Consider the following 23,400-nt stretch of genomic DNA (forward strand, 5'->3'; position numbering starts at 1 on the left):
GGACACGCGGAGGTGGGCATGGCGGCAGGGCGGCGGGGCGGTCGGCAGCAGGGCCGGCGCGAGGGACGGCGTGGCGACCGCGCCGGCGGGCGGTACGGCACCGCCGTCGGGGTGGTCGCCGCCGGGCTGGTCACGCTGAGCGCGCCGGCCACGCACGTGGCCGCCCAGCTCACCGCCACCAGCACCCCGTCCCGGCCCTCGGCGCCGGCCCCCGTGGTCCCACCGGCCGCGGCCCTGGCGGCCGACACCGCGACCCTGCCCGTCCCCGTCGCGCCGCCGGTCGTCGCCACCGGCCCGGCCCCGCTGGCCCCCCGTGGGGTGCACCTCGACGTCCCGCACCCGATGGTGCCCCGCGGGGTGCCGATGGAGACCGAGCCCCCGGAGGCCCTCTGCGGCGGCTACGGCACCCCGCGGCGGATCAGCCCGACGGTCGTGCCCGGCCCCGGCACGGCGGCGGTCAGCTGGCCGGCCGACGGCCACGCCGACGTGCGCCGGTACCGGGTGCAGGCGGTCAGCCAGCGCCTGGTGCCCGGCGCGCAACCGGTGCCGGTGCAGCAGGTCGTCGGCCAGGCCGCCAACTGCCGACCGGTCGGCGTCACCCTCACCGGCCTCGAGCGCGGGGTGCCCCACGTGTTCTGGCTGGAGGAGGAGATCGAGGGCGACCTGGGCCTGCGCTGGGTGCAGGTGGGCACCTCGGCACCGATCACCATCGGCTGACGCGCGGCGAGATCCGCGGATCTCGCACGTCCGGACCGCTCCAGGCGTGCGAGATCCGCGGAGCTCGCCGGCTACTCCGCGTCGGCCGGACGCAGCTCCGGCTTCGCGGCCCGCGCCTGGGCCGCGGCGAGGACGCCGATGACCGCCGAGGCGTTGCGGATGCCGCCGGAGAACACCCGCGCGACCGCGTCGGCCAGCGGCACCCGCTCCACGGTCATGTCCAGCTCCTCGTGCTCGACCACGAAGCCGTCGGGCCGGTCGACCTCCGACAGCCCCTCGGCGAGGTAGATCAGCACCTGCTCGCTGCAGAAGCCCGGGGTGCTGTAGCTGGTGACCATCAGCGACCAGCGCTCGGCGGAGAGCCCGGCCTCCTCGGCCAGCTCCCGCCGGGCGGTGGTCAGCGGCGCCTCACCCGCGGCGTCGCGCAGGCCGGCCGGCAGCTCCCACAGGTAGCCGCCGACCGGGTGCCGGTACTGGCGGACCATGACGATCCGGTCCTCGTCGTCCACGGCGGCCACGCAGACCGCGCCGATGTGCCGCACGACCTCGCGGTCGCTCTGACCGCCGCCGGGCATGGCGACGGTCTCCTTGACGAGGGTGATGATCCGGCCCTCGTGCAGCGTCTCGGAGGCGAGGACCTCGTAGTCCCCCGGTCGCGCCGGCTCCACCATCAGATCCCGACCTCCTGGGACGCCGCCCGCTCGGCCATCAGATCCCGACCTTCTCGTCCTCGTCGAGCGGCACCGGCAGCCGCGCGGACTCCGAGAAGTCGATCGCGGCCTGCACGAACGCCGCGAACAGCGGGTGCGGCCGGGTCGGGCGGCTCTTGAGCTCCGGGTGGGCCTGGGTGCCGACGAAGAACGGGTGGGTCTCCCGCGGCAGCTCGGCGAACTCCACCAGCAGCCCGTCGGGCGAGGTGCCGGAGAACACCAGGCCGGCCTCGGTCAGCCGGTCGCGGTAGGCGTTGGCCACCTCGTAGCGGTGCCGGTGGCGCTCGGTGATCTCGGTGCTGCCGTAGGCCTCGGCGACGACCGAGCCCTTCTGCAGGGCGGCCGGGTAGCTGCCCAGCCGCATCGTGCCGCCCATGTCCCGCTGGCCGGCGACGACGTCGACCTGGCTGGCCATCGTGGCGATGACCGCGTCGGGGGTCTCCGGGTCGAACTCGGCGGAGTTGGCCTCCTCCAGCCCGGCCAGGTTGCGCGCGGCCTCGATCACCATGCACTGCAGGCCCAGGCACAGCCCCAGCAGCGGGACGCCGTTGACGCGGGCGTACCGGATGGCGCCGAGCTTGCCGTCGATGCCGCGGACCCCGAACCCGCCGGGGATGCAGACGCCGTCGACACCGGCGAGGGCGTGCGCGGCCCCCTCGGGGGTCTGGCAGTCGTCGGAGGGCACCCAGCGGATCTCCACCCGGCTGCGGTGGGCGAACCCGCCGGCCCGCAGGGCCTCGGTGACCGACAGGTAGGCGTCGGGCAGGTCGATGTACTTGCCGACCAGCGCGATCGTGACCGTCTGCCTGGGCGCGTGCACCCGGTCGAGCAGGTCGCCCCACACGGTCCAGTCGACGTCCCGGAACGGCAGCCCCAGCCGGCGGACGACGTAGGCGTCCAGGCCCTCGCGGTGCAGCACCTTGGGGATGTCGTAGATCGAGGGCGCGTCGGGGCAGGAGATGACGCCCTCGGCGTCGACGTCGCACATCAGGCTGATCTTGCGCTTGAGCCCGGTGCCGATCTCCCGGTCCGAGCGGCAGACCAGCGCGTCGGGCTGGATGCCGATGCTGCGCAGGGCGGCGACCGAGTGCTGGGTCGGCTTGGTCTTCAGCTCGCCGGAGGGGGCGATGTAGGGCACCAGCGAGATGTGCAGGAAGAAGCAGTTGTCGCGGCCGATCTCGTGCCGCACCTGGCGGGCGGCCTCGAGGAAGGGCAGCGACTCGATGTCGCCGACGGTGCCGCCGATCTCGGTGATGACGACGTCGACGCGCTCGGCGGACTCCGCGCCGGCCAGGATCCGTGCCTTGATCTCGTTGGTGATGTGCGGGATGACCTGCACGGTGTCACCCAGGTACTCGCCGCGCCGTTCCTTGGCGATCACGTCGGAGTACACCTGGCCGGTGGTGACGTTGGCCCGCCCGGTCAGGTCGGTGTCGAGGAAGCGCTCGTAGTGGCCGATGTCCAGGTCGGTCTCGGCGCCGTCCTCGGTGACGAACACCTCGCCGTGCTGGAAGGGGTTCATCGTGCCGGGGTCGACGTTGAGGTAGGGGTCCAGCTTCTGCATGGTCACCCGCAGACCACGGCTGGACAGCAGGGCGCCGAGGGAGCTGGCCGTCAGGCCCTTGCCGAGTGAGGAGACAACCCCGCCGGTGACGAAGACGAACTTCGTCGGCTGGGAGTTGTGGAGCAGACCCTTCGCCCCGTAGCCATGGTCACGCGTTCCAGACGGTCGATCCACGGGAGACGACCGTAACACGGTCCGGGCCCGCGACCGGGTCCGGACCGGGGGTGCCCTCGGCCACCTCGGCCCCCTCGCGGCCGCTGGTGCGGGGCGCCGCGGCCAGCCACACCAGCAGGGGCACCAGCAGGGCCGCCGCGGTCGCCGGCAGCGCGACGCCGGAGTCGTTGACCGCCGCGCCGACGGTCAGGCTGAGCGCGACCGCCAGCAGGCCGGCCCGCAGCGTCGCGAGGTCGTCGGCGGCGAGCAGGTCGGGGCGCCCGCGCAGCAGCCCGGGACCGCGCAGCGGCGCCGGCAGCAGCCGCCGCACCCGACCGGCCCACCGTCCCCCGGCCGGGCGGACCAGCCAGACCGCGGCCACGAGCGCGACCGGCAGCATCCAGGCCAGCGGGCTGCCGAGCAGGATGCCGAGGTTGGCCTCGGCCTTGCGGCTGACCACGGTCCACGCCTCGCCGGTGAGCACCTGTTCGACGAAGCGGCCCAGGTGGCTGCGGTCAGCGGCGGGCCGCAGCCAGTCGACCACCGCGAGGCCGCCGACCGCGACCACGGCCAGGGCCAGGACCGCGGCCAGCCGGGTCAGCGTGACGCGGGTGCGGGTGAGCAGCATGGCCAGCAGCACGAACCCGGGCAGCGCGGCGAGGACGCCGCCGAAGTCGCGGCCCAGCGCGGGGGTGCCGATGACCAGCACGACCACGGCTCCGGCCGCCAGCACCGTGCCGCCGACGACCGCGCGGGACCGGGACGCCGGGGCCCGCCGTCCGGCGGCCGCCGCGGCGTAGGCGGTCAGCAGCAGGGCGCTGACCGCCAGCAGGCCGAAGGTGAGGTTGCCGTACCCGGTGAACCGGCCGGCGACGATCGCGTCGTAGCCGAGCAGGCTCCCCAGCTCCAGGTGCGAGCCGGTGAGCACGTCCCCGACCAGGGTGGCCAGCGTGATCGTCAGGACCGCCGCCGGCGGGCCGAGGCGGGAGCCGCGCCACGGGCCCAGCGCGGCCACCGCCGTCACCGCCGCGGCGCTCAGCACGACCGACCCGGCCAGCGCCAGCCGGGGCGAGCCGGTGTCCTCCCAGGGCAGCAGGCCGGCCAGGTGGGTGGCCACCGGCAGCGCCGCGGCGCCCAGCGCGACCGGGCGGACGGCGAAGCGCAGCCACTCCCCCGCCCGCCGCGGCGCCCGGTCGCGGCGCCGGCCGCCGGCCACCAGCAGCCCCAGCCCGACGACGGCGGCGTCCACCGCGACCAGACCCCAGAAGAACGCGCCGGTGCTGCGGTAGTGGACCGCGGCGGTGGTGTTGGCCCGGTCGAGGACCTCCACGGCCTCGGCCAGGGCCGGGCGCTCGCCGGCGACCCGCAGCGGCTGGCCGTTCATCGACGCCGGCACGTCCCGGCCGAGCGCGGTGAGCACGGTCGGCGCGACGTCGATGAGCTGGGTGTACGGCGCCCGGCCGGTGCTGGCCGAGTCCAGCCAGCCGGCCGTGTCGAAGCCGGGGCCGGAGGCGATCCCGACGTGCAGCTGGGGGCGGCCGTCGTTGACCTCCGAGATGCCCTGCAGCAGCAGCAGGGTGTCCCCCGGGGCGGCGTCCACGGCCGCGGCCAGCCGGCCGACGGCGGCGTCGATCGCCGCGACGGCGGTGGCCCGGGGCTGCGGCTCGGTGCCGGTGTCGCTGCTCTCCAGGTCCGGCTCCCCGGCGTCCACCAGCGCGTCGAGGGACACCAGGGTCAGGGGGCAGCCGGTGAGCAGCTCGGTCACCGGGGCGGGGTCGGCGGGCAGCCGCTCGCGCTGGGTGAGCGCGACACCGGGTGCGGCGACGGCGAGGGCGGGCGCCCGGCCGACGACGGTGGCGCAGCCGACCGCGGCGCCGAGCGCGGCCGGCTCGGCGCCGAAGCGGGCGGTGGCCGGGTCGGCCGCCACCGCGGCCACCGCGGCGTGCGGGTCGGCCAACCCGGCGGCCGCCAGCCGTTCCTGCAGCCCGCAGTGCGACAGCGAGGGCGCGGCCGGGGGGACGGCGGGGGCCTGCTCCTCCTCGGGGACGGCGTCGTCGGCCGGCGCCTCCCCGGGGTCGGCGGCCCCGCCGTCGGTGCCGGGCGCCTCACCGGGCAGGGGCACGGTGGGCAGCGGAACGGGCGGGATCGACTCGTCGGGCGCCGGGAACCGGGCCCGGTTGCCGGCGCCGAGGGTGGCCCAGCCGTCGAGCAGGCAGCTGGTGGCCCGGGCGGCGCGGACGGAGACGGCGCTGACCGGCGCGTCGTCGGCCAGCGCCCACAGCTGCGGCGTGGCCTCGGGGTCCAGGTCGTCCCAGACCAGCCCCGGGACGCCGACGACGAGGACGCGGTCGGCCGGCGCGGGCGCCGCGACGGCCGGAGCCGCACCGCCGGCGAGCAGCACGGTGAGGACCACGGCCAGCAGGGCGGCGGCCCGGCGGACCGGGGTCATCGGGCGCCGGCTCCCGGTGGTCCGAGCAGCTCCCGGTAGACGGCGACCAGCTGGCGGGCGGTGGCCGCCTCGTCGGGCCAGGTGGCCGCCTGCCGGGTGCCGGCCTCGGCCAGCCGCCGGGCGCGGTCCGCGTCGGTCAGCAGCCCGGTGACCGCCTCGGCCAGCGCCGCGGCGTCCCCGACCGGGACCAGCTCGGCGGCGTCCCCGAGCAGCTCGGGCAGCCCGCCGGTGCGGGTGGCCACCAGCGGCGTCCCGGAGCGCAGCGCCTCCTGGGCGGTGAGCGACCGCGCCTCCCACCGGGAGGGCAGCACGCACAGGTCGGCGGCGGCGAGCAGGTCGGCGACGTCACCGCGGCGGCCGAGGAGGGTGACCGGCAGCCGCTCGGCGGCGATGCGGGCGGCCAGCTCCTCCTGCAGCGGCCCGTCCCCGGCGACGGCGACCAGCGGCGGCGTGGGCAGCCGCGCGTCGGTGGCCCAGCGGGCGGCGGCGTCGAGCAGGACGTCGTAGCCCTTCTGCGGGTGCAGCCGGCCGACCGCCACGACCAACGGGCGCCCGTCGGCGAGGCCGAGGCCCGCGCGCACGTCGGCGGCGGGCCGACCCGGTGGGGGCAGCGGCGGGGCGGACACCGGGGCCACGCGCACGTCGCGCGCCCCCTGCCGCCAGGCGTTCTCGGCGAGGTCGCCGGAGGCGGCGAGCACGAGGTCGGCGCCGCGGATCGTGGCCCGCTCGGCCGCCCGGAGCACCCGGCGCAGCGGGCCGCCGCCGTCGGGCAGGGCGTTGTGCAGGGTGAGCACCAGGGGCCGGCGGCGGTCCCCGAGCCGGCGGGCCGCGGCGGCCACCAGGCCGGCGCGCAGGCCGTGGGCGTGCACGAGGTCGGTGCCGGCGGTGGCCCGGCGCAGGACGGCGACGGCGCGGGCGTCGGCGGCCGGGGCCAGGCCCGCGGAGATGCCGACCGGGGTGAACGCCGCGCCGGTCGCGGTGAAGCCGAACAGCTGCTCGGTGGCGGCCGGCCCGCAGACCGCGACGTCCGCGCCGGCCGCCAGCAGGGCGGGCAGCACCGCCCGCACGTGGGTGCCCACGCCGCCGGTGCTGGTGGCGAGCACCTCGGCCACCCGGCGGCCCTGCAGCGGCAGCGGGTCAGTCACCGTGCACCTCCCGGTCCGACGTCCGCAGCCCGCGCACGGCCGCCCGCAGCGGGCCGCGCGCCGTGACCATCATGACCGCCGCCACGACCGCGAGCGCCACCGCCGCGGCGAGCAGGCCGGCGCCGACCACCGAGACCAGGCTGCCGAGGGGCACCGGGTCGGCGCCCAGGGCCCGGGCGGTGAGCAGCCCCGCGGCCGCGCCCAGGCCGGCGGCGAGCAGCGCGGGCGAACCGGTCCGGAGCACGCCGGCCAGCCCGGCGGGCCCCGCGACGCGGGCGACGACGGCCAACAGCGCCAGCCCGGCCACGGTCACCCCGAGGCTGTGCCCGGCGGCCAGGGCCGCGCCGCGGTCGGCCGGGGGCAGCGCCGCGGCGAGGACGAGGTCGGCGGCGACCGCGAGCAGCCAGCCGCCCAGCACGCAGGCCGTGGGGGCCCTCCACAGCCCGCGGGCGTAGAGGGCGCGGCTGAGCAGCGCGACGAGCCCGTAGCCGGCCAGGCCGGGGGCGAAGGCGACGATCGTGTCGCGCAGGGCGGCGACCGTCGCCGGCGGCTCCCCGGCGAGGAAGACCCGCGCCATCGGGCCGGCCACGGCCACCAGCACGGCGGCGGCGGCCAGCGAGGCGACCAGGACCAGGACCGCGGCCGGGGCCAGGGCCCGCCGGTAGCCGGCCTCGTCGCCCAGCTCGGTGCGCTCGGCCAGCCCCGGGTAGGCCGAGGTCGCCAGCGGCACGGCCAGCGCCGCCCAGGGCACCAGGAAGAGGGTCAGCCCGGCGGCGTAGACGACCTGCGTGCCGTCGGGGGCGCCGGCGTTGGCCAGCCGGATCGCCACCGCCGCCACCAGCTGCTGCCCGGCCAGGGTGAGGACGCCGGCCACCGCCAGCCGCCGCACCCGCGGGGCCGCGCCCACGGGGAAGCGCAGCGCCGGCCGCAGCCCGAGCCCCAGCCGGCGCAGGGCCGGCAGCAGGCCGACGGTCAGGGCCACCACGCCGAGCGTCGTCCCCACGGAGAGGACCAGCTCCGCCGGCGTCGACAGGGCGTCGGCCGACCGGCTCCCCCCGATCGCGGCGAAGACCAGGTAGGCCGCGGCGACCACGACGCTGGACAGCAGCGGCGCCAGCGCGGGCGCGGCGAAGCGGCGGTGCGCCTGCAGGACGCCGGTCAGCACGATGCCGACGCCGTAGAGGACCACCTGCGGGGCGAAGACCAGCAGGAACCGGGCGGCGAGGGCCACCTGCGCCTGGTCGCCGGAGCCGAGCAGCAGCCGCGCGACCGGCTCGGCGAGGAGGGCGAGCAGGACCGCGAGCGGGGTCAGGACCAGCAGGCTCCAGCCCAGCAGCGCCGAGGCGGTGCGCCGGACCTGCTCCCGGTCACCCGCGGCGATGCCGCCGGCGAGCATGGGGACGACGAGGCCGGCCAGGGCACCGCCGGCGACGACCTCGAAGACGATGTTGGGGACGTTGTTGGCCGCCAGGTAGGTGTCCCCGGTGCTCTCGGCGCCGACGGTGTTGGTGAACACCAGCGTCCGGGCGAAGCCGGCCAGCCGCGCCAGCACGGTGAGGACGGCGATGAGGGCGGCGGCGCCGGCGACCCCGCGGAGGACCTGCCGACGCGTCATGCGCGACGGCGGCCGAGCCGGTCCAGTTCCCGCAGTCCCGGCGTGGCCTCGATGACCTCCGTGAAGCTCACCTTCTCGCTGGCCAGGGTGAGCGCGACGACGCCGGCCAGCAGGCCGGCGCGCACGGGCCGTGCCGGGATCGCGGCCAGCCGCAGGCCGAGGAGGGCGCCCACGGAGTTGGCGCCGCAGTCGCCCAGCATGACCCGCTCGCCGAGGTCGGCGGGCAGGACGGCGACGCTGGCCCCCAGCGGGCCGGCGACCAGGCCGCCGGCAGGGCCGGCGAGGCCCGCGGCCGCGCCCAGGGCCGCGGCCTTGGCGGCGCGGCCGGGGCGCAGGTCCAGCAGGTTGACCAGGTTCGCGGTGCCGGCCACCAGGCCGGTGGTGAGGACGGCGTCGGCGAGCGCCCCGGCACCGCGCCCGCGCCGGGTGAGCAGCGCGGCGGCCGCGGCGGCCGCGCCGATGCCGGCGACCTTCACCGCACCGGCCGAGACCCGCCCGGCGCGCAGGGCGGCCAGGTGCCCGGCCAGACCCTTGTCGCGGGCCTGCTCGGGACGGGCCCCGACCAGGTCGTCGTAGGCCCCGACCAGCCCGGAGGCGCCGCCGGCCAGCAGCGCGGCGGCGCGGGTACCCGCCGGCGCCCCGGCCGCCGCGGTGGCGGTGGCGGCCAGCGCCAGCGCGGGCCCGCCGAGCAGGGTGACCGGGCGGCCGGCGTAGTTGGTGCGACGCCACGGCGCACCCGCCGGGCGCGCGGTGAGGTCGGCGGCTGCGGCCAGCGCGGCGCGGGCCGCGGCCGCGCCGCCCAGCGCCAGCAGCGCCCGCCGCCGGGCGCCGCCGTCGGGCCGGCGGCTCACGGGGTGGATGCGGGGACCGGGGGCACCGGCTGGGTGTCGTCGCCCGTGCCGTACTTGCCCGAGGTGCCCTGGCCCTCCCGCCCGAGGGCCAGGACGGTGCTGATCCGGCCGGCGGAGGCACCCACGTTGTCGACGGTGGACACCGCGGCGGAGACCTCCGGGTCGGCCCGGATGACGCCGACCAGGCCGGTGTCCCGGGCGCTGGCGGCGTCACCGGCGACGACCGCGCCGGAGCCGGCGGCGTCCAGGGCGACGGCCAGGTCGACCAGGGTGCCGGTGCGGTCACCGGCCTCGTCGTCGGCGAAGTCGCCGGTGGTGAGGACGACGGCGAAGTCGGCCGGGGTCACCGACGGCGACTCCTGGGTGAGGACCTCCAGCGCGGACAGGCCCGCCAGCACCGAGGACAGCGCGGCGGTGTCCGGCGCCGGCGCGCCGCCGGCGGGCCGCATGAGGACCTGGGACAGCAGCGACCCCACCAGCTGGCCGGTGTCGTCGGTCTCGGGGAGGGTGAGGCCGGTGGGCAGGCCGGGGCCGGTCACGTAGCTCTGCAGGCTGGCGGCCGTCGCGGGGTCGCTGTACTCCGGCTGCAGGCGCAGCGTGCCGGTGACCGTCCCGCCGGCCTGGACCACGAGCGCGGTGAGCTCCTCGACGGTGTCGGCCTCGACCTCCTCCCCCGTGGCCACGAGCACGACGCTGCGGCCCGACAGGCTGCCGGCGACCAGCGCCGGGGCGACGGCGTCCTCGAAGGCGTCGCCGGTGTCCAGCTGGGCCTGCAGGTCGCGGGACTGGTCCTCCAGCGCCCGCTTGTCCGCGGCGAGCGCGTCGACCTGGCTCTCGAGGTCGCTGAGGATCGGCTGGTTCAGCGCGGTGGTGCCGATGACGATGCCGAGCGCCACGGCCAGGAACACCGCGATCAGCGAGACCAGGTGGTAGCGGAAGTCGATCACGAGAAGAGGTTCTCCAGCCAGAACACGAAGCTGTTCCATTGGTCGAGCAGCAGCTCGAAGTACACGCGGCCGGCCGCGGACACCGCGAGCGCAGACCCGATGGCCACGAAGGCCGCCAGCACCAGCACGACCAGCGCGGTGGTGGAGATGCGGCTGCGGTACAGCCGGCTCACGCCCTTGGCGTCGACCAGCTTGCCGCCCAGCCGCAGCCGGGTGAGGAAGGTGGAGGCCATGCCGCCGCGGCCCTTGTCGAGGAACTCCACGAGGGTGGCGTGCGTGCCGACGGCGACGATGAGCTTGGCGCCCTTCTCGTCGGCCAGCAGCATCGCGATGTCCTCGCTGGTGGCCGCGGCCGGGAAGGTGATGGCGTCGACGCCGAGGTCCTGCACGCGGGCGAGCCCGGGCGCGCGGCCGTCGGCGTAGGCGTGGACGACGACCTCGGCGCCGCAGCGCAGGACGTCGTCACTCACCGAGTCCATGTCGCCGATGATCATGTCCGGCTGGTAGCCGGCCTCCTTGAGCGCGTCGGCCCCGCCGTCGACGCCGATGAGCACCGGCCGGTAGTCGCGGATGTAGGGCCGCAGCGCCTGGAGGTCCTCCTTGTAGTCGTAGCCGCGCACGACCACGAGCACGTGCCGGCCCTCGATCGGCGTGACGACGTCGGGCACGCCGACGCCGTCGAGCAGCAGCGCGCGCTCGCGCTTCATGTACTCCATGGTGTTGGTGGCGAAGGCCTCCAACTGCACCGACAGCCCGGCCCGGGCCTCGGCCATCGCCTCGGCGATCGTCTCCGGGGTCTGCTCGGTGCCCTTGGCGAGCACGGTCCCGTCGTCGAGGAGGAGCGTGTCGCCGTCCAGACGCACCTGGGCGCCCTCCTTGACCGCGGAGAGCACCTCCTTGCCGACGTTGTCGACCAGCGGGATGCCCGCGTTGGTGAGGATCTCCGGGCCCAGGTTCGGATAGCGGCCGGAGATGCTGGCCGAGGCGTTGACGACGGCGGCGACCTTGCAGGCGACGAGGGAGTCCGCGCTGACGCGGTCGATGTCGACGTGGTCGATGACGGCGACGTCACCGGGGCGCAGGCGCTTGGTGAGGTTCTTCGTCCGGCGGTCCAGCCGCACGGTGCCGGTCACTCCCGGCGCCGACTCCGGTGCCCGGCCACGACGGAGGGAGCCGATGCGCATGGCCTACACCCTCCCACGGAGGCTCCGGCGCGCCGTCGTCCGACGCGCAGGGGCGACCGGTCCGTCACGTTACGTGAGCGACACCACGGGGAACGCGACACGCCGGGCGCAGGATCACCGACCGACCCGCCGCGGCGTCCAGGTCCGCTGTCTAGCGTTGGGCAGGTGACACGAGGGGCGCACACGGTCGGCCAGGGCTCCGAGGACCACGTGCTGGTGGACGGCGTGCTGCCCGACGACGCCCCCTCCTCCGACGTCGGGACCGGACCCGGCGACCGGACGGCGGACGAGGAGCCCACCGCGGCCGACGACGCCGACGCCACGCCGCCTCCGCTGCCCGGGGCCACCGCGCCCGCTCCCCCGAGCACACCGGCGCCCGCCCCGGCCGATCCGGCGCGCGGCGGGCGCCGCAGCCGGCGGGCGCTGCGCGGGCCGGGGCTGCGGGAGCGCCGCCGGCAGCAGACCCGCGCGGCCATCGTCGACGCCGCCGCCGAGCTGTTCGCCGAACGGGGCTTCGACGCGGTCAGCGTCGTGGAGATCGCCCAGCGCGCCGGCGTGGTCGAGAAGACGGTGTTCAACCACTTCCCGGTCAAGGAGGGCCTGGTCTTCGAGGCCGATCCGCCGATGCGGGCCGCCCTGCTCGACGCGGTGCGCACCCGGCCGGCCGGGGAGTCGGTGACGGCGGCGGCGGGCACCTTCGTCGTCCGGGCCATGAGCGGGCTGGGCGCGCCGGAGGCGGCGGCCGGCGTGGCGGAGATGGCCGGGATCATCCGGGGCAGCCACACGCTGCAGGTCCGGGAGCGGGAGATCCTGGGCCAGCTGACCACGGCGCTGGCCGAGCTGATCGCCGAGGAGACCCACGCCGAGTCCGGCGAGCTCGCCCCGTGGCTGGCCGCCCACTCGGTGCTGGGCCTCTACGCGGCGCTGCTGGAACTGGCCCGCGACCGCGTGCTCGCCGGGGTGACCGGCCCGGAGCTCACCGCCGAGCTGCGGGCCCGCGGCGAGCGCGGGCTGGCCCTGCTGCAGTTCGGCCTGGCGGGGTACGCCAAGCGGCGGTGAGGCAGCGGGCCGCCGTGTCCCGGTCCTCCTCGCCGGGGCCTGCGGCCCCCGCTGCTCAGACCGCGATCTGCAGGGCCCGCAGGAGCTGGGTGGACCGGTCGCCGGGGATGGCGGGGTCCTGGGTGAACAGGGCGACGGCGACCATGTACTCGTCGTCCCCGGTCCAGCCGCGGCCCTCGGCGCACATCCGCCGGATGTGGTCGCGCACCTTGGGCTCCCCGCTGTAGGGCCCGTAGTCCAGCCCCATGGCCAGGAAGTTGGCCACCCGGTAACCGAGGTCGCCGGCCGTGGCCACGGTGCTGCCGGGGTCGGAGTAGCTGGGCACGGCGACGAGGACGTTGCGGTAGCCGGCCTTGAGCAGCTGCAGCACCAGGTCGTTGCCGTGCACCCCGCCCCACAGCTCGGGCATGAGGATGTCGCGGTCGGGCGCGGGGATGTAGGGCGGGTTGGCGATCACCGTGGACACCGCGGGCGATCCGGCGGAGTCCGCCGCGTCGAAGAAGTCGCCGAGCTCCACGGTGTAGCGGTCGGCCACGCCGCGGGCGGCGATGTTCTCCCGCGCCTGCTCGACCGACGGGGCGCTGATGTCGAAGCTGCGCACCCGCAGCTCCGGCAGCCCGGCCACGACGTCGGCGATGGCGGTCGCGTCACCGGTGCCGAGCTCGACCACACCCTCCTCCGCCCAGCCCAGCTGCTCGCGGTAGTGCTGCAGCAGCATGCAGACGGAGAACCCGTAGTGCGCTGACTCGTCGGCGGAGGAGAAACAGCTCACCGGGCCGAACCGCCGCTCGGGCGGGTGCCGGCGTGGTCGACTCTGACCTGGCATCGGTTGCGCACGATCGACGCCTACCCCGCCCGGGGCCCGCCCACGCCTGCGGTCCCCCGGCCGGGTCCGCGGGCGCCACGACGACCACCCGACCGGGTGGATCCGGGCGGCGGTCCGCTCAGGTGGCGGCGCGGGCGTCCGCGGCCACGGCCAGGAGCTCACGGGCGTGCGCCTGGCCGGTGTCGCTGTCGGTGAGCCCGGACAGCATCCGCGCCAGCTCGCGCACCCGGTCCTCGCCGTCCACGGCGCGGATGTCGGTGGCGGTGACGCCCGCGCCGGTGTCCGGCGACTTGTCCACGACGAGGTGGGTGTCGGCGAACGCGGCGACCTGCGCCAGGTGCGTGACGACGACGACCTGGTGCTGGCGCGCCAGCCGGGCCAGCCGCCGGCCGATCTCGCCGGCCGCCTGCCCGCCGACACCGGCGTCGACCTCGTCGAAGACCATGACCGGGACCGGGTCCGCGCCCGCGAACACGACCTCGATGGCGAGCATGACGCGGGAGAGCTCACCGCCCGAGGCACCCTTGTGCACCGGACGCGGCGGGGCCCCGGGGTGGGCGGCCATGAGGAGCGCGACCTCGTCGATGCCCTCGGGACCGGGCGCGTCGGGGTCGGTGTCGATCGAGAAGGAGACGCGGGCGCTCTTCATCGCCAGGCCGGCCAGCTCCCGGCCCACCTCGGCGGCGAACCCCTCGGCGGCCGCCCGGCGCCCCGCCGAGACCTGCGCGCCCAGGTCGGCGAGCTCGGCACGGGCGGTGTCACGGGCGGCCTCGAGCGCCTCGAGCGCCTCGTCGGAGACGTCGAGCTCGGCCAGGCGGCCGCGGGCGTCCTCGGCCCAGGCCAGCACGCCGTGCACGCCCTCTCCGACGTCGGCGTACTTGCGGACCAGCGCGGTCAGCGCGGCCCGGCGGTCGAGGACCTCGGCCAGGCGCGCCGGGTCGGCGTCGAGGTCGGCGACGTAGGTGGCCAGCTGGCCGGAGACGTCGGAGACCACGGCCACGGCGTCGGCGAGGTCCCTGGCCAGCAGCACCAGCGTGGGGTCGTCGGAGGCGGCCAGGGCCCGCTCAGCGATGGCCAGCGCGGCGGTGGCGTCCTGCGGCAGGTCCTCGGCGCCGAGGTCGCCGGTCACGTCACCCACCAGGGCCGTGCGGGCCTCGTCGGCGGCGGCACGCAGCGCGTCGGCGTCGCTGAGCCGCCGCGCCTGCGCGTCGAGCTCCTCGTCCTCGCCCGGCTGCGGACCGACCGCCTCGATCTCCTCCAGGCCGTGGCGGAGCACGTCGGCGGCCTGCGCCAGTTCGCGGGCCTGTCCGCGGCGCCGGTCCAGGTCGGCCGCCAGCTCCCGCCAGGAGGCGTAGGCGGCCCGGTAGCGGTCGAGCAGCTCCAGGTGCGCCGGGCCGGCGTAGCGGTCCAGGGCGCGCCGCTGCTCGGCGGGGCGGGACAGCCGCAACTGGTCGCTCTGCCCGTGCACCGCCAGCAGCCCCTCGGCCATCTCGGCGACCACGCCCACCGGCACGCTGCGCCCACCGAGGTGTGCCCGCGACCGGCCCTCGGCGCTGACGGTGCGGGCGAGGATGAGGCTGCCGTCGTCGTCGGGGTCCGCGCCGGCGTCGGCGGCCCGCTCCCACACCGGGGAGTCCGCGGGCAGGGTCAGCCGCCCCTCGACCCCGGCGCGGCCGTTGGCGCGCACCCGGCCCGGGTCGGCACGCCCGCCGAAGAGCAGGGTGAGGCCGGTGACGACCATCGTCTTGCCGGCCCCGGTCTCGCCGGTGACCACGGTGAGGCCGTCGCCCAGCTCGAGGGTGACGTCGTCGATGGCGCCGAGACCGCGGATGCGCAGCTCGGTCAGCCGGCCGCGGGCGGCCGACGCCGGCGCGTCCGCCGCCGCGCCGGGACGGGCGGCGCGGCCGCCCGGGGCGGTTGCGTCCCGGGCCTGGTCGCCCGTCGCGGCCGGCGTCGGCTTCCGGCGGGGTTCACGCGTCGTCGTCCGTGCCGCCACCGCGGCCCTCCTCCCGGGTGTCCCCGCTGACGATGCCGCGGGTCAGGACGTTGCGGGTGGGGGTGAGCTCGTGGCCCGGGTCGTGCGTCCGCGCGTCCCGGAAGCCGCGCACGGGCAGACCGAACTTGGCCACCAGCCGGTCGCCGAAGGTGGCCTTGTGCACGCGGGCGATCCGCACCGGCCGGGCGGCCCGGCGCACGTCGACCCGGCCGCCCTCGGGGACCTCGAGCACCCGGCGCCCGTCGGCGGAGACCCGCGCCCGGTTGCCGTCGGCGGGGATGGCCACGCTCAGCACGGAGTCCGGTGAGGTGACCAGCGGCCGGGAGAACAGCGCGTGGGCGTTGGAGGGCACCACGAGCATCGCCTCGACGTCCGGCCAGACGACGGGGCCGCCGGCGGAGAAGGCGTAGGCGGTCGAGCCGGTGGGCGTGGAGAAGAGGACCCCGTCGCACCCGAAGCTGGTCAGCGGCCGGCCGTCGATGGCGAGGACGACGTCGAGCACCCGGGAGCGCTCCATCTTCTCCACCGACGCCTCGTTGAGCGCCCAGGTGCCGCCCACCACCGCGCCGTTGCCGTCGAGCACGTCGACCTCGATGGCCAGCCGCTTCTCCACCGAGTACTCGCAGCGCTCGATCGCGGTGAGCGTCTCCTCCACCGCCTCGGGCTCGGTCTCGGCGAGGAACCCGACCCGGCCGAGGTTGACCCCCATGAGGGCGGCGTTGCTGTGGTGGGCCAGCTCCGCGGCGCGCAGGAACGTGCCGTCCCCGCCGAAGACCATGACGATCTCCGCGCCACGGGCGGCCTCGGCGTCGGCGGGGACCACGTGCGCGCCCTCGATGCCGAGGTCGGTCGCCTCCTCCTCGAGCAGCCGCACGGTGATGCCGGCCTTGGCCAGGCGGGCTGCGGAGCTGCGGGCCAGCTCCACGATGTCCTGCCGGCCGGTGTGCACGGTGAGCAGGACGTGCCTGCTCCCGCTGGGCGCCCACAGTGCGGGACTGACCTCGCTCACGCTTCCTCCTCGGTGGCGCCGGTGGGCGGGCTGGGCCGCTGGTTCACGATGGTCCTTCCTCGACGGCGCGGCGCACGTCCTCCTCCCGCGGCGGCCCGGCGTCCCGGCGCAGCCACAGGAAGAACTCGACGTTGCCGGCCGGCCCGGGCAGCGGGCTGGCGACCACCCCGGCGGTGCCCCACCCGAGGTCGGCGGCGGCGCGGGCGACCGTGAGGACGGCGTCCTGACGGTGGGCCGGGTCGCGCACCACACCTCCGGCGCCGAGCCGTTCCCGCCCCACCTCGAACTGCGGCTTGACCATGGGCAGGAGGTCGGCGGCCGCCGTTGCGCAGGCGGTCAGCGCGGGCAGCACCAGGCGCAGGGAGATGAAGGACAGGTCGGCCACGACGAGGTCGACCGGCCCGCCTATCTGCTCGGGGGTCAGTGACCGCACGTTGGTGCGCTCGAGCACGGTGACCCGGTCGTCGGTGCGCAGCGACCACGCCAGCTCGCCGTAGCCGACGTCGACGGCGACGACCTCCCGGGCGCCGCCGCGCAGGAGCACCTCGGTGAAGCCACCGGTCGAGGCGCCGGCGTCCAGTGCGCGCCGGCCCTCCACCGGTACGGGGAAGGCCTCCAGGGCGCCCAGCAGCTTGTGCGCCCCACGCGACACCCAGGTGGGCGCGTCGGGGTCGGTGCGGACCACGACCGGGGTGTTGGGGTCCACCGCGGTGGCCGGCTTCGTGGCGGCGCGCCCGGACACGGCCACCCGGCCCTCGGTGATCAGCGCGACGGCGTGCTCCCGGGAGCGGGCCAGCCCGCGTCGCACGAGCTCGGCGTCGAGCCGGCTGCGGCGGACCATCAGAGCTGGTCGATCGTGGCGAGCTCGCGCTGCAGCCGGGCGTGCTCGGCCTCGAAGACGGCCACGTGCTCGGCCAGCGGCCGCTCGGCGAGGTCGGCGAAGACCCCGGTCCCGGCGTCCTCGACCGCCGGGCCGCCCGGACCCGGCTGGGCCGCGGGCGGGCCGGTGACCGGTGCCGGGACGGTCGCCCCGGCCGGGGCGGGCGGGCCCGGGACCGGCGCCGGACGCGGGCCGGGACGCGGCGGGCCGGGCACCGGTCGCGGTCGGCTCGGCTCGGTCATCGCTCGCCTCTCGGATGGGTGGGTGTGCGCGGTGCGCAGCTGCACCACCGCGATGGACGGCCCCCACCGGCCGGCGCCGACCGGCGGTGCGTCCCGGCCTGCGAGGTTACCGGCCGGGGACGACGGGCACGGGGCGTGGACGGGCGGACGGCGTTCGCCCACCCGGTCCCCTCGCGCGATGGAGGCACGCCCGCGTGGCCACGATGGAGCAGTGCATGACCGCCCTCACGGACATCCTCGGGAACCTCGCGGCCAACCCGGCCGCGGAGGGGCTCGACCGCAGTCTGTCCTGCCGGCTGCCCGACCTCGGGCAGGTCGTCCGCGGCCGGCTGTCCCGCGGTGCGGTGCACGAGCTGCGGGCCGAACCGGAGGACCAGTCCCTGGAGAAGGCCGACATCCGGTTCACGATGACCAGCGACGACCTGGTGGCACTCACCGACGGCCGGCTGTCCTTCGCCCCGGCCTGGGCGACCGGGCGGGTGAAGCTGGAGGCCGGGCTGCGGGACATGCTGCGGCTGCGCAAGATGCTCTGACGCGCGGTCGGGCCGGCACACCGGTCCCCCGGTCACGGGAGCCGGCCCGGGAACCAGCGCGCCAGCGCCGCGGCGGCGTCGTCGTCGGCCGCCTGCACGTCCAGCGGAGCCGCGTCGTCCGGGTGCACCGTCCAGTGCGCGACGCACAGCGCCCGCAACCCGTCGAGGCCGTCGCCCCCGTCGGTCTCCCGGGTGGCGCAGGCCAGTTCCAGCCGGCCGCTCTCCCCCACCGGCCGGGCCACCCAGTCGCCGCAGCGCCGGCCCGCACCGGCCGCGGCGACCGGCGGGTGGGCGGTGAGCACGCCGGAGGCGTCGAGGGCCAGCAGGTCCGGCCGCTGGTGCGGTGGGGCGGCGAGCAGGGCCGCCGGATCGGTGACCCCGCTGAAGACGAGCAGGCTGGCGGCGCCCGCGCGCCGGCCGCCCTCGATGTCGGTGTCCAGCCGGTCGCCGACGACGAGGGGACGCCGGGCCGCGGTCCGGCGCACGCACTCGGCGTGCATGGCCGGATCCGGCTTGCCGGTCACCAGCGGGGGGCGGCCGGTGACGGCGCTGACCACGCCCACCATCGCGCCGTTGCCGGGCAGCGGCCCGCGCGGCGAGGGGATCGTGGCGTCGGTGTTGGTGGCCACGTGCTCAGCGCCGTTGCGGATCGCGACGACGGCCTCGGCCAGCTGCGCCCACCCCACCTCGCGGCCGTACCCCTGGACGACGGCCGCGGGCTCGTCCTCGGCCCGTTCCACGACGGTCAGCCCCGCGGCCACGAGCGCCGCCGGGACGCCGGGACCGCCGACCGGCAGCACCCGCGCGCCGGGGCCCAGCCGCTCGGCGACGACGGACGCCGCCGCCTGCGAGCTGGTGATCACGTCGCCGGCGGTCGCCGGGATGCCGAGGTCGGACAGGTGTCGGGCGACGTCCTCCGGCGTGCGTGCGGCGTTGTTCGTGACGAACCCCAGGCGCATGCCGTCGGCGCGGGCGCGGGCCAGCGCCGCGGGCACCCCGGGCACGGCATCGGGGCCGACGTAGACGACCCCGTCGAGGTCCAGCAGCGCCACGTCGTAGACGGTGGTCAGCGGCTGCGAGCAGCCGGCCACCAGTGACGGCGGGGCGCCGGTCACGCCGTCCCCCCGGTCCGGCGGGCGCGGACCCCGCGCAGGGCCCGCGTGTAGTGCCCGAGGTCGGGGCGCATCGCGACGGCGAGGGCGAGGTGCTCGGCGGCCAGTTCCAGGTCGCCGGCCCGGCTGGCCGCCAGGCCCAGCCCGAACTGGGCGTAGTCGTCGGTGGGGTTGCCGGCGATCAGCTGGCCGAAGGTGCCGATCGCCTCCTGGTAGCGACCTGCGTCGTACTGCGCCCGCGCCAGCGCCTCCAGCAGGCTGCGGGACCCGGGCTCGGCCTCGACCGCCCGGCCGAGCAGCGTCGCCGCTGCCGCCGGGTCACGGTTGGCCAGCAGCTGCAGCCCGCGCTGGTACCAGTCGTAGACGTCCCCCTCGGGAGCCCCCACGTCCGCCACGCCTGCCCCCTCGGTCCCGCTGCCCGGCGCCGGCCCGCGCCCCGGCCCCCTGCCGGGACCGGCCGGGACGGCGCACCGGAGCAGCGCGCTCCTACGATTCCCCTCGTGCCCTCGTCGTCGGCGGACGCCCCGCCCCCCACTGCGACGGGGCTGGAGGTCCGGCCCTTCCGCGCCCTGACCTACCGGCGACGTGACCCCGGGCATCTGGCCCGGGTGAGCTCGCCAGCCTACGACCTGGTGACCGCGGAGGGACGGGAACGCCTGGCCGCGGCCGACCCGCACAACGTCGTCCGGCTCATCCTCCCCCACGTGCCACCGGTACCCGGCGGCGCCGCGGACGACGCCGCCACCCGGTCGGCGGAGCAGGCCGCGCGGACCCTCCGCGAGTGGGAGACCGCCGGCGTCCTCACCCGGGACGCCGCCCCGGCCCTGTGGGTCTACGAGATGCGCCCCGCAGACGGCACCCCGGCCACCGTCGGCTGGCTCGCAGCGGTCAGCCTGCCGCCGGCCGGCTCGCGGGCGGTGCTGCCGCACGAGGACACCTACCCCGTCGCGGTCGAGGGGCGCCGCGCACTCCTCGCGGCCACCGGCACCGACCTGGAGCCGATCGTGCTCGCCCACGACCCCGACCCCGAGGTCCCCGTGCTCACCGACGCCGCGCGCACGGCCGAGCCGGACCTGGTCGTGGCCGACGCCGACGGGGTGCAGCACCGCCTGTGGCGCGTGACCGAGCCGGACCTCGTCGCCCGACTGGTCGCGGCGCTCGCCCGCACCGGCGCGGTCATCGCCGACGGTCACCACCGCTTCGCCGCGGCGCAGGCCCACGCCCGCAGCCGGCCCCAGGACCCGGGTGCGCACGCCGTGCTGGCGCTGCTCACCCCGATGGGACCGGGCGGGCTGCGGGTGCACGCCATCCACCGCGTGGTGCCCGACCTGCACCTCGACGAAGCGCTGACCACCGCCCGGCGCGGCTTCGCCGTGGCCGACGTCCCGATCGCCACCTCGGGCGACCTGGCCGCTGCCGTGCGGCGCTGGCTGGCCGACCCCGTCGAGCGGGGACTCCTGCTCAGCGACGGGGCCCGGCTGGTGCGGCTGGCCGACCCGTCGGCGCAGGTGCGCGCGGCCGTGCCCTCCGAGGCGCCCCCCGCCTGGCGGGGCCTGGACGTCGTACTGGCGCACCACGGCCTCGTGCAGGGGTTGTGGGGTCGGCCCGACGACCCGGGCTCGGTGCTGGTGGCACACACGGTGGAGGAGGCACTGGCCGGCGCGGTGGCCCGGCACGGCGTCGCGCTCCTCCTCCGGGGGCCGTCGCCGGTCGACGTCGCCGCGGTGGCCCGGGCGGGTGCACGCATGCCGCGCAAGTCCACCCTGTTCGTGCCCAAGCCGCGCACGGGGCTGGTCCTGCGCCCGCATCCCGACTGACCCGCTCACGCCGTCGCGACCGCTGCCCCCGAGGCGCGGGGGACCTTCCGGCCCCGCCGGCAGTTGACCTCGCAGACCGAGGCCGTGCCGTTCGGGGTGCGCCAGAAGCGGCGCTGCAGCGCCCCCTCCACCTCCACGACGTCACCGGCCTCCCAGGCCGCCACCCGGCGCTGCAGCCCGCGGTCGTAGGTGACGCAGGTGAGGACGTCGACGGACTGCCCCCGCACCCGGGGCTCGGGCCGGCGCACGACCAGCCGGAAGGTGACCAGCGTGTCGCCGCTGGGGAGGGACCTCAGCTCCGCGGGGGCGGAGAGCCGCCCACGGAGCACCACGTCGTTCCGGTCGATGACAGCCACGCTCATGACGGGAGCCTGACCGCCGGACGGCCCCCGCCCCACCCTGCCGCCCGGTCTGTGGACGCGGGCCGCGGGTGTGGACGGGGACCGTCGGGGTGTCGGTGCTCAGCGCGGGGCGTCGTCCCCCGGCGGCTCGATCTCGCCCAGGAGCTCGGCGACCTCGGCCTCGATGTCCTCCGAGAGGTCCAGCTCGTCCTCGTCGGTCGGAGGAGCCGAGAGCTCGTCGCCCGCTGGGACGGGGGTGGCCCCTGCGACGGGGAGCTGGTCCGCCGCGCCGTCCTCGAGGTCCACCGCATCCTCCGCGGACGTCGCCTCGTCGGCGGGCTCCTCGACGGCGGGCTCGGGCAGCTCCTCCTCGGAGAACTCCACGTCGGGCTCCTCGGGGGCGTGCGCCGCGACGGCCGCCGCCCACTCCGCCGCCGAGGCGTCGGCGCCAGCCGCGGCGAGCAGCTGCGCGTAGGCCTCGGCCAGCCGCAGGGTGGTGGGGTCGGTGAGGTCGACGGCGTCCGGGCGGGGCCGGCCACCGAGGGCGGCCTCCAGGACCAGCCGCGCGGCGGGCAGCTCGCCGAGGTCCTGACGGGCACCGGCCTCGACCAGGCGCAGCTCGACGGTCTCGTCCGCGTCCGGGTTCTCGGCCAGCGCCTCGCGCACCAGCCGCAGCGCCACCTCGGGGCGGCCGAGCGCCCGTTCGCAGTCGGCGAGGACGGCGCGGTACCCCTCGTCCCCGGTCATGCGCCGGTAGGCGCGCAGCTCCCGCGCGGCCTCGGCGTAGTCGCCGGCGTGGTAGGCCGCGACCCCCACGGCCTCCCGGACGACCGCGATGCGGGAGGCCCGGTCCCGCGCCGCACGGGCGTGGGCCAGCGCCTCCTCCGGCTGCTCGTCGACCAGCGTGCCGGCCGCCACGAGGTGCCGGGCGACGCGCTCGGCGTTGCGCGACTCCAGGCCTCGCAGGGCCTGCCGGACCGCCGGGTCGAGGTCCCGCGCGTCCGCCCAGTCGGGGAGGGCGGGGCCGGCGGGCACCGGCGGCGTCCGCTCCTGGGCTCCCGCCGGGGCCCGGCGGCTGTCCGACCGCCCACGGCGGTCACCGTCCGGACGCCGGTCCGACCAGTTCCCGCGCCCGGCGCCGCCGGCCGACCGCTCGGGACGACGCTCCTGCCAGCCGCCTCCGGACCGCTCCGGACGAGCACCTTGGGCGCCCGCGCCCCCGTGGGCGCGACCATGCCGCGGCGCGTCGCCGGAGGGACGCTGCGGTCGCTCCGAGCGCGGACCGTCGCCTGCCGGACGCCGCGGGCGGTCGGCCCACTGGGGGCGGTCACCGCGCGGACGGTCGGAGTCGGGACGGCGGTCCCGCCAGTCGCTGCGGGCCGCGTCGGGACGCTGCGCCCGATCCCGCTCGGGACGGCGCTCCTGCCAGTCGCCGCGGGTGCCGGCGGGACGCTGCGGCCGCCCACCCTCGGGACGACGGTCGCGCCAGTCGCCTCGAGGGGAGCCGGACCGGTCCGGCCGGCCACCCTCGGGACGGCGCTCCTGCCAGTCGCCGCGGGTGCCGGCGGGACGCTGCGGCCGCCCACCCTCGGGACGACGGTCGCGCCAGTCGCCCCGGGGCGAGGTCGCACGGTCGGGGCGGTCGCCGTGCGGCCGGCCGCCACGACCACGGTCGTCCGGACGGCGGTCCCGCCAGTCGCCCCGGGCTCCGCTGCGTTGCCCGCGGTCAGCGGGTGCGCCCGCGGATCGGTCGCCGGCAGGACGATCGCGCCACTGCTGGCGGTCCTGTCCCCCGCGGTCGTCCTCGGGACGACGCTCCTGCCAACCGCCGTGACGCGGGCCGCCCGAGCCGCCTCCGCTGGGGCGTCGGCCCTGCCAGGAGCCCCGTCCGCCGGCGGACCCGCCGCCGCGCTGACCGCCGGCTCCCTGGGGCCGCGGCGAACCGCCGCTGCGGCCGCCTCGGGATCCGCTTTGTCCGCCGGTGCCCCCGGCGCCTCGACGCGGTGAAGTCATGGGTGTGTGCCTACCTCGATGATCGGTCCGGCACGCGCAGGTGCTGGCGGAGATGGGGCCGGACGCACGAGAACGGGGGCCAGAGCACGTGGCTCTGACCCCCGTTCCGTGAATGGTTGTCCGGCGGCGTCCTACTCTCCCACCCCGTCTCCAGGGCAGTACCATCGGCGCTGAGAGGCTTAGCTTCCGGGTTCGGAATGAGACCGGGCGTTTCCCTCTCGCCATGGCCGCCGTAAC

21 protein-coding genes and 1 rRNA gene are annotated in these 23,400 nt (G+C 77.5%); 4 read left to right on the forward strand and 18 right to left on the reverse strand.

What is annotated here, in order from left to right; translation table 11 throughout:
* Positions 1 to 18: 18 nt before the first annotated feature.
* A complete protein-coding gene (locus ACI79E_RS13915) occupies positions 19 to 717 on the forward strand; it encodes a hypothetical protein (protein WP_456933145.1) in 699 nt (232 codons plus the stop codon).
* A gap of 71 nt (positions 718 to 788) precedes the next feature.
* Here the strand turns inward: ACI79E_RS13915 and ACI79E_RS13920 are convergent, their stop codons facing one another.
* The 8 genes from ACI79E_RS13920 to steA are packed head-to-tail and all read right to left on the reverse strand — an operon-like array spanning position 789 to position 11,335.
* On the reverse strand, positions 789 to 1,388 hold the full coding sequence (locus tag ACI79E_RS13920; protein ID WP_456933146.1) for an NUDIX domain-containing protein: 600 nt from the start codon (positions 1,386 to 1,388) through the stop codon (positions 789 to 791).
* 37 nt (positions 1,389 to 1,425) lie between these two features.
* Positions 1,426 to 3,165 (reverse strand): CTP synthase, encoded by a 1,740-nt coding sequence (locus ACI79E_RS13925; RefSeq protein WP_456933147.1) that lies wholly within the window; start codon positions 3,163 to 3,165, stop codon positions 1,426 to 1,428.
* Positions 3,140 to 5,593: a hypothetical protein gene (locus ACI79E_RS13930; RefSeq protein ID WP_456933148.1), complete on the reverse strand. Its 2,454-nt coding sequence runs from the start codon at positions 5,591 to 5,593 to the stop codon at positions 3,140 to 3,142. The genes ACI79E_RS13925 and ACI79E_RS13930 overlap by 26 nt, the downstream gene beginning before the upstream one ends.
* Positions 5,590 to 6,738, reverse strand: coding sequence for a glycosyltransferase family 4 protein (locus ACI79E_RS13935; RefSeq protein WP_456933149.1), 1,149 nt, complete (start codon positions 6,736 to 6,738; stop codon positions 5,590 to 5,592). The genes ACI79E_RS13930 and ACI79E_RS13935 overlap by 4 nt, the downstream gene beginning before the upstream one ends.
* Positions 6,731 to 8,353: a murein biosynthesis integral membrane protein MurJ gene (gene murJ / locus ACI79E_RS13940; protein ID WP_456933150.1), complete on the reverse strand. Its 1,623-nt coding sequence runs from the start codon at positions 8,351 to 8,353 to the stop codon at positions 6,731 to 6,733. Before murJ ends, ACI79E_RS13935 begins: the two co-directional genes overlap by 8 nt.
* Entirely contained in the window at positions 8,350 to 9,204 is an 855-nt protein-coding gene (locus ACI79E_RS13945; protein ID WP_456933151.1) for a hypothetical protein, read from the reverse strand. Before ACI79E_RS13945 ends, murJ begins: the two co-directional genes overlap by 4 nt.
* Entirely contained in the window at positions 9,201 to 10,151 is a 951-nt protein-coding gene (locus ACI79E_RS13950) for a copper transporter (protein WP_456933152.1), read from the reverse strand. Before ACI79E_RS13950 ends, ACI79E_RS13945 begins: the two co-directional genes overlap by 4 nt.
* Positions 10,148 to 11,335 carry a putative cytokinetic ring protein SteA gene (gene steA, locus ACI79E_RS13955; protein WP_456933153.1) on the reverse strand — a complete coding sequence of 396 codons (1,188 nt, stop codon included), beginning with the start codon at positions 11,333 to 11,335 and terminating at the stop codon, positions 10,148 to 10,150. The genes ACI79E_RS13950 and steA overlap by 4 nt, the downstream gene beginning before the upstream one ends.
* Before the next feature lie 165 nt (positions 11,336 to 11,500).
* On the opposite strand from steA, the gene ACI79E_RS13960 reads away from it, so the two are divergent.
* The gene (locus ACI79E_RS13960) at positions 11,501 to 12,394 is read left to right on the forward strand and encodes a TetR/AcrR family transcriptional regulator (RefSeq protein ID WP_456933154.1); all 894 of its coding nucleotides are present in this window, start codon (positions 11,501 to 11,503) and stop codon (positions 12,392 to 12,394) included.
* A gap of 55 nt (positions 12,395 to 12,449) precedes the next feature.
* On the opposite strand, the gene ACI79E_RS13965 is transcribed toward ACI79E_RS13960, so the two are convergent.
* The 5 genes from ACI79E_RS13965 to ACI79E_RS13985 form a co-directional block, all read right to left on the reverse strand.
* Positions 12,450 to 13,166, reverse strand: a complete 717-nt coding sequence (locus ACI79E_RS13965; RefSeq protein WP_456933155.1) for a methyltransferase — start codon at positions 13,164 to 13,166, stop codon at positions 12,450 to 12,452.
* 172 nt (positions 13,167 to 13,338) lie between these two features.
* On the reverse strand, positions 13,339 to 15,216 hold the full coding sequence (gene recN, locus ACI79E_RS13970; RefSeq protein ID WP_456933156.1) for a DNA repair protein RecN: 1,878 nt from the start codon (positions 15,214 to 15,216) through the stop codon (positions 13,339 to 13,341).
* Positions 15,191 to 16,225: an NAD kinase gene (locus tag ACI79E_RS13975; protein ID WP_456933157.1), complete on the reverse strand. Its 1,035-nt coding sequence runs from the start codon at positions 16,223 to 16,225 to the stop codon at positions 15,191 to 15,193. Before ACI79E_RS13975 ends, recN begins: the two co-directional genes overlap by 26 nt.
* Positions 16,226 to 16,268: 43 nt before the next feature.
* On the reverse strand, positions 16,269 to 17,066 hold the full coding sequence (locus tag ACI79E_RS13980; RefSeq protein ID WP_456933158.1) for a TlyA family RNA methyltransferase: 798 nt from the start codon (positions 17,064 to 17,066) through the stop codon (positions 16,269 to 16,271).
* Positions 17,066 to 17,347 carry a hypothetical protein gene (locus ACI79E_RS13985; RefSeq protein ID WP_456933159.1) on the reverse strand — a complete coding sequence of 94 codons (282 nt, stop codon included), beginning with the start codon at positions 17,345 to 17,347 and terminating at the stop codon, positions 17,066 to 17,068. The genes ACI79E_RS13980 and ACI79E_RS13985 overlap by 1 nt, the downstream gene beginning before the upstream one ends.
* Positions 17,348 to 17,562: 215 nt before the next feature.
* Between ACI79E_RS13985 and ACI79E_RS13990 the strand changes: the two genes are divergently transcribed.
* On the forward strand, positions 17,563 to 17,880 hold the full coding sequence (locus ACI79E_RS13990; protein WP_456933160.1) for an alkyl sulfatase C-terminal domain-containing protein: 318 nt from the start codon (positions 17,563 to 17,565) through the stop codon (positions 17,878 to 17,880).
* 32 nt (positions 17,881 to 17,912) lie between these two features.
* Here the strand turns inward: ACI79E_RS13990 and ACI79E_RS13995 are convergent, their stop codons facing one another.
* A complete protein-coding gene (locus ACI79E_RS13995) occupies positions 17,913 to 18,995 on the reverse strand; it encodes an HAD-IIA family hydrolase (protein ID WP_456933161.1) in 1,083 nt (360 codons plus the stop codon).
* On the reverse strand, positions 18,992 to 19,387 hold the full coding sequence (locus tag ACI79E_RS14000; RefSeq protein WP_456933162.1) for a tetratricopeptide repeat protein: 396 nt from the start codon (positions 19,385 to 19,387) through the stop codon (positions 18,992 to 18,994). Before ACI79E_RS14000 ends, ACI79E_RS13995 begins: the two co-directional genes overlap by 4 nt.
* Before the next feature lie 213 nt (positions 19,388 to 19,600).
* Here ACI79E_RS14000 and ACI79E_RS14005 point away from each other — a divergent pair, with 213 nt between their 5' ends.
* Complete coding sequence (locus ACI79E_RS14005) at positions 19,601 to 20,809, forward strand: DUF1015 domain-containing protein (protein WP_456933163.1); 1,209 nt, start codon at positions 19,601 to 19,603, stop codon at positions 20,807 to 20,809.
* Between the two features lie 5 nt (positions 20,810 to 20,814).
* On the opposite strand, the gene ACI79E_RS14010 is transcribed toward ACI79E_RS14005, so the two are convergent.
* From ACI79E_RS14010 to rrf, 3 genes are all read right to left on the reverse strand, one after another.
* Complete coding sequence (locus ACI79E_RS14010) at positions 20,815 to 21,171, reverse strand: single-stranded DNA-binding protein (RefSeq protein WP_456933164.1); 357 nt, start codon at positions 21,169 to 21,171, stop codon at positions 20,815 to 20,817.
* Positions 21,172 to 21,270: 99 nt separating this feature from the next.
* Entirely contained in the window at positions 21,271 to 22,185 is a 915-nt protein-coding gene (locus ACI79E_RS14015; protein ID WP_456933165.1) for a tetratricopeptide repeat protein, read from the reverse strand.
* Between the two features lie 1,096 nt (positions 22,186 to 23,281).
* Positions 23,282 to 23,398 (reverse strand): 5S ribosomal RNA (gene rrf, locus ACI79E_RS14020).
* Positions 23,399 to 23,400: the final 2 nt, after the last annotated feature.

This window comes from Geodermatophilus sp. SYSU D00079 (assembly GCF_054050635.1).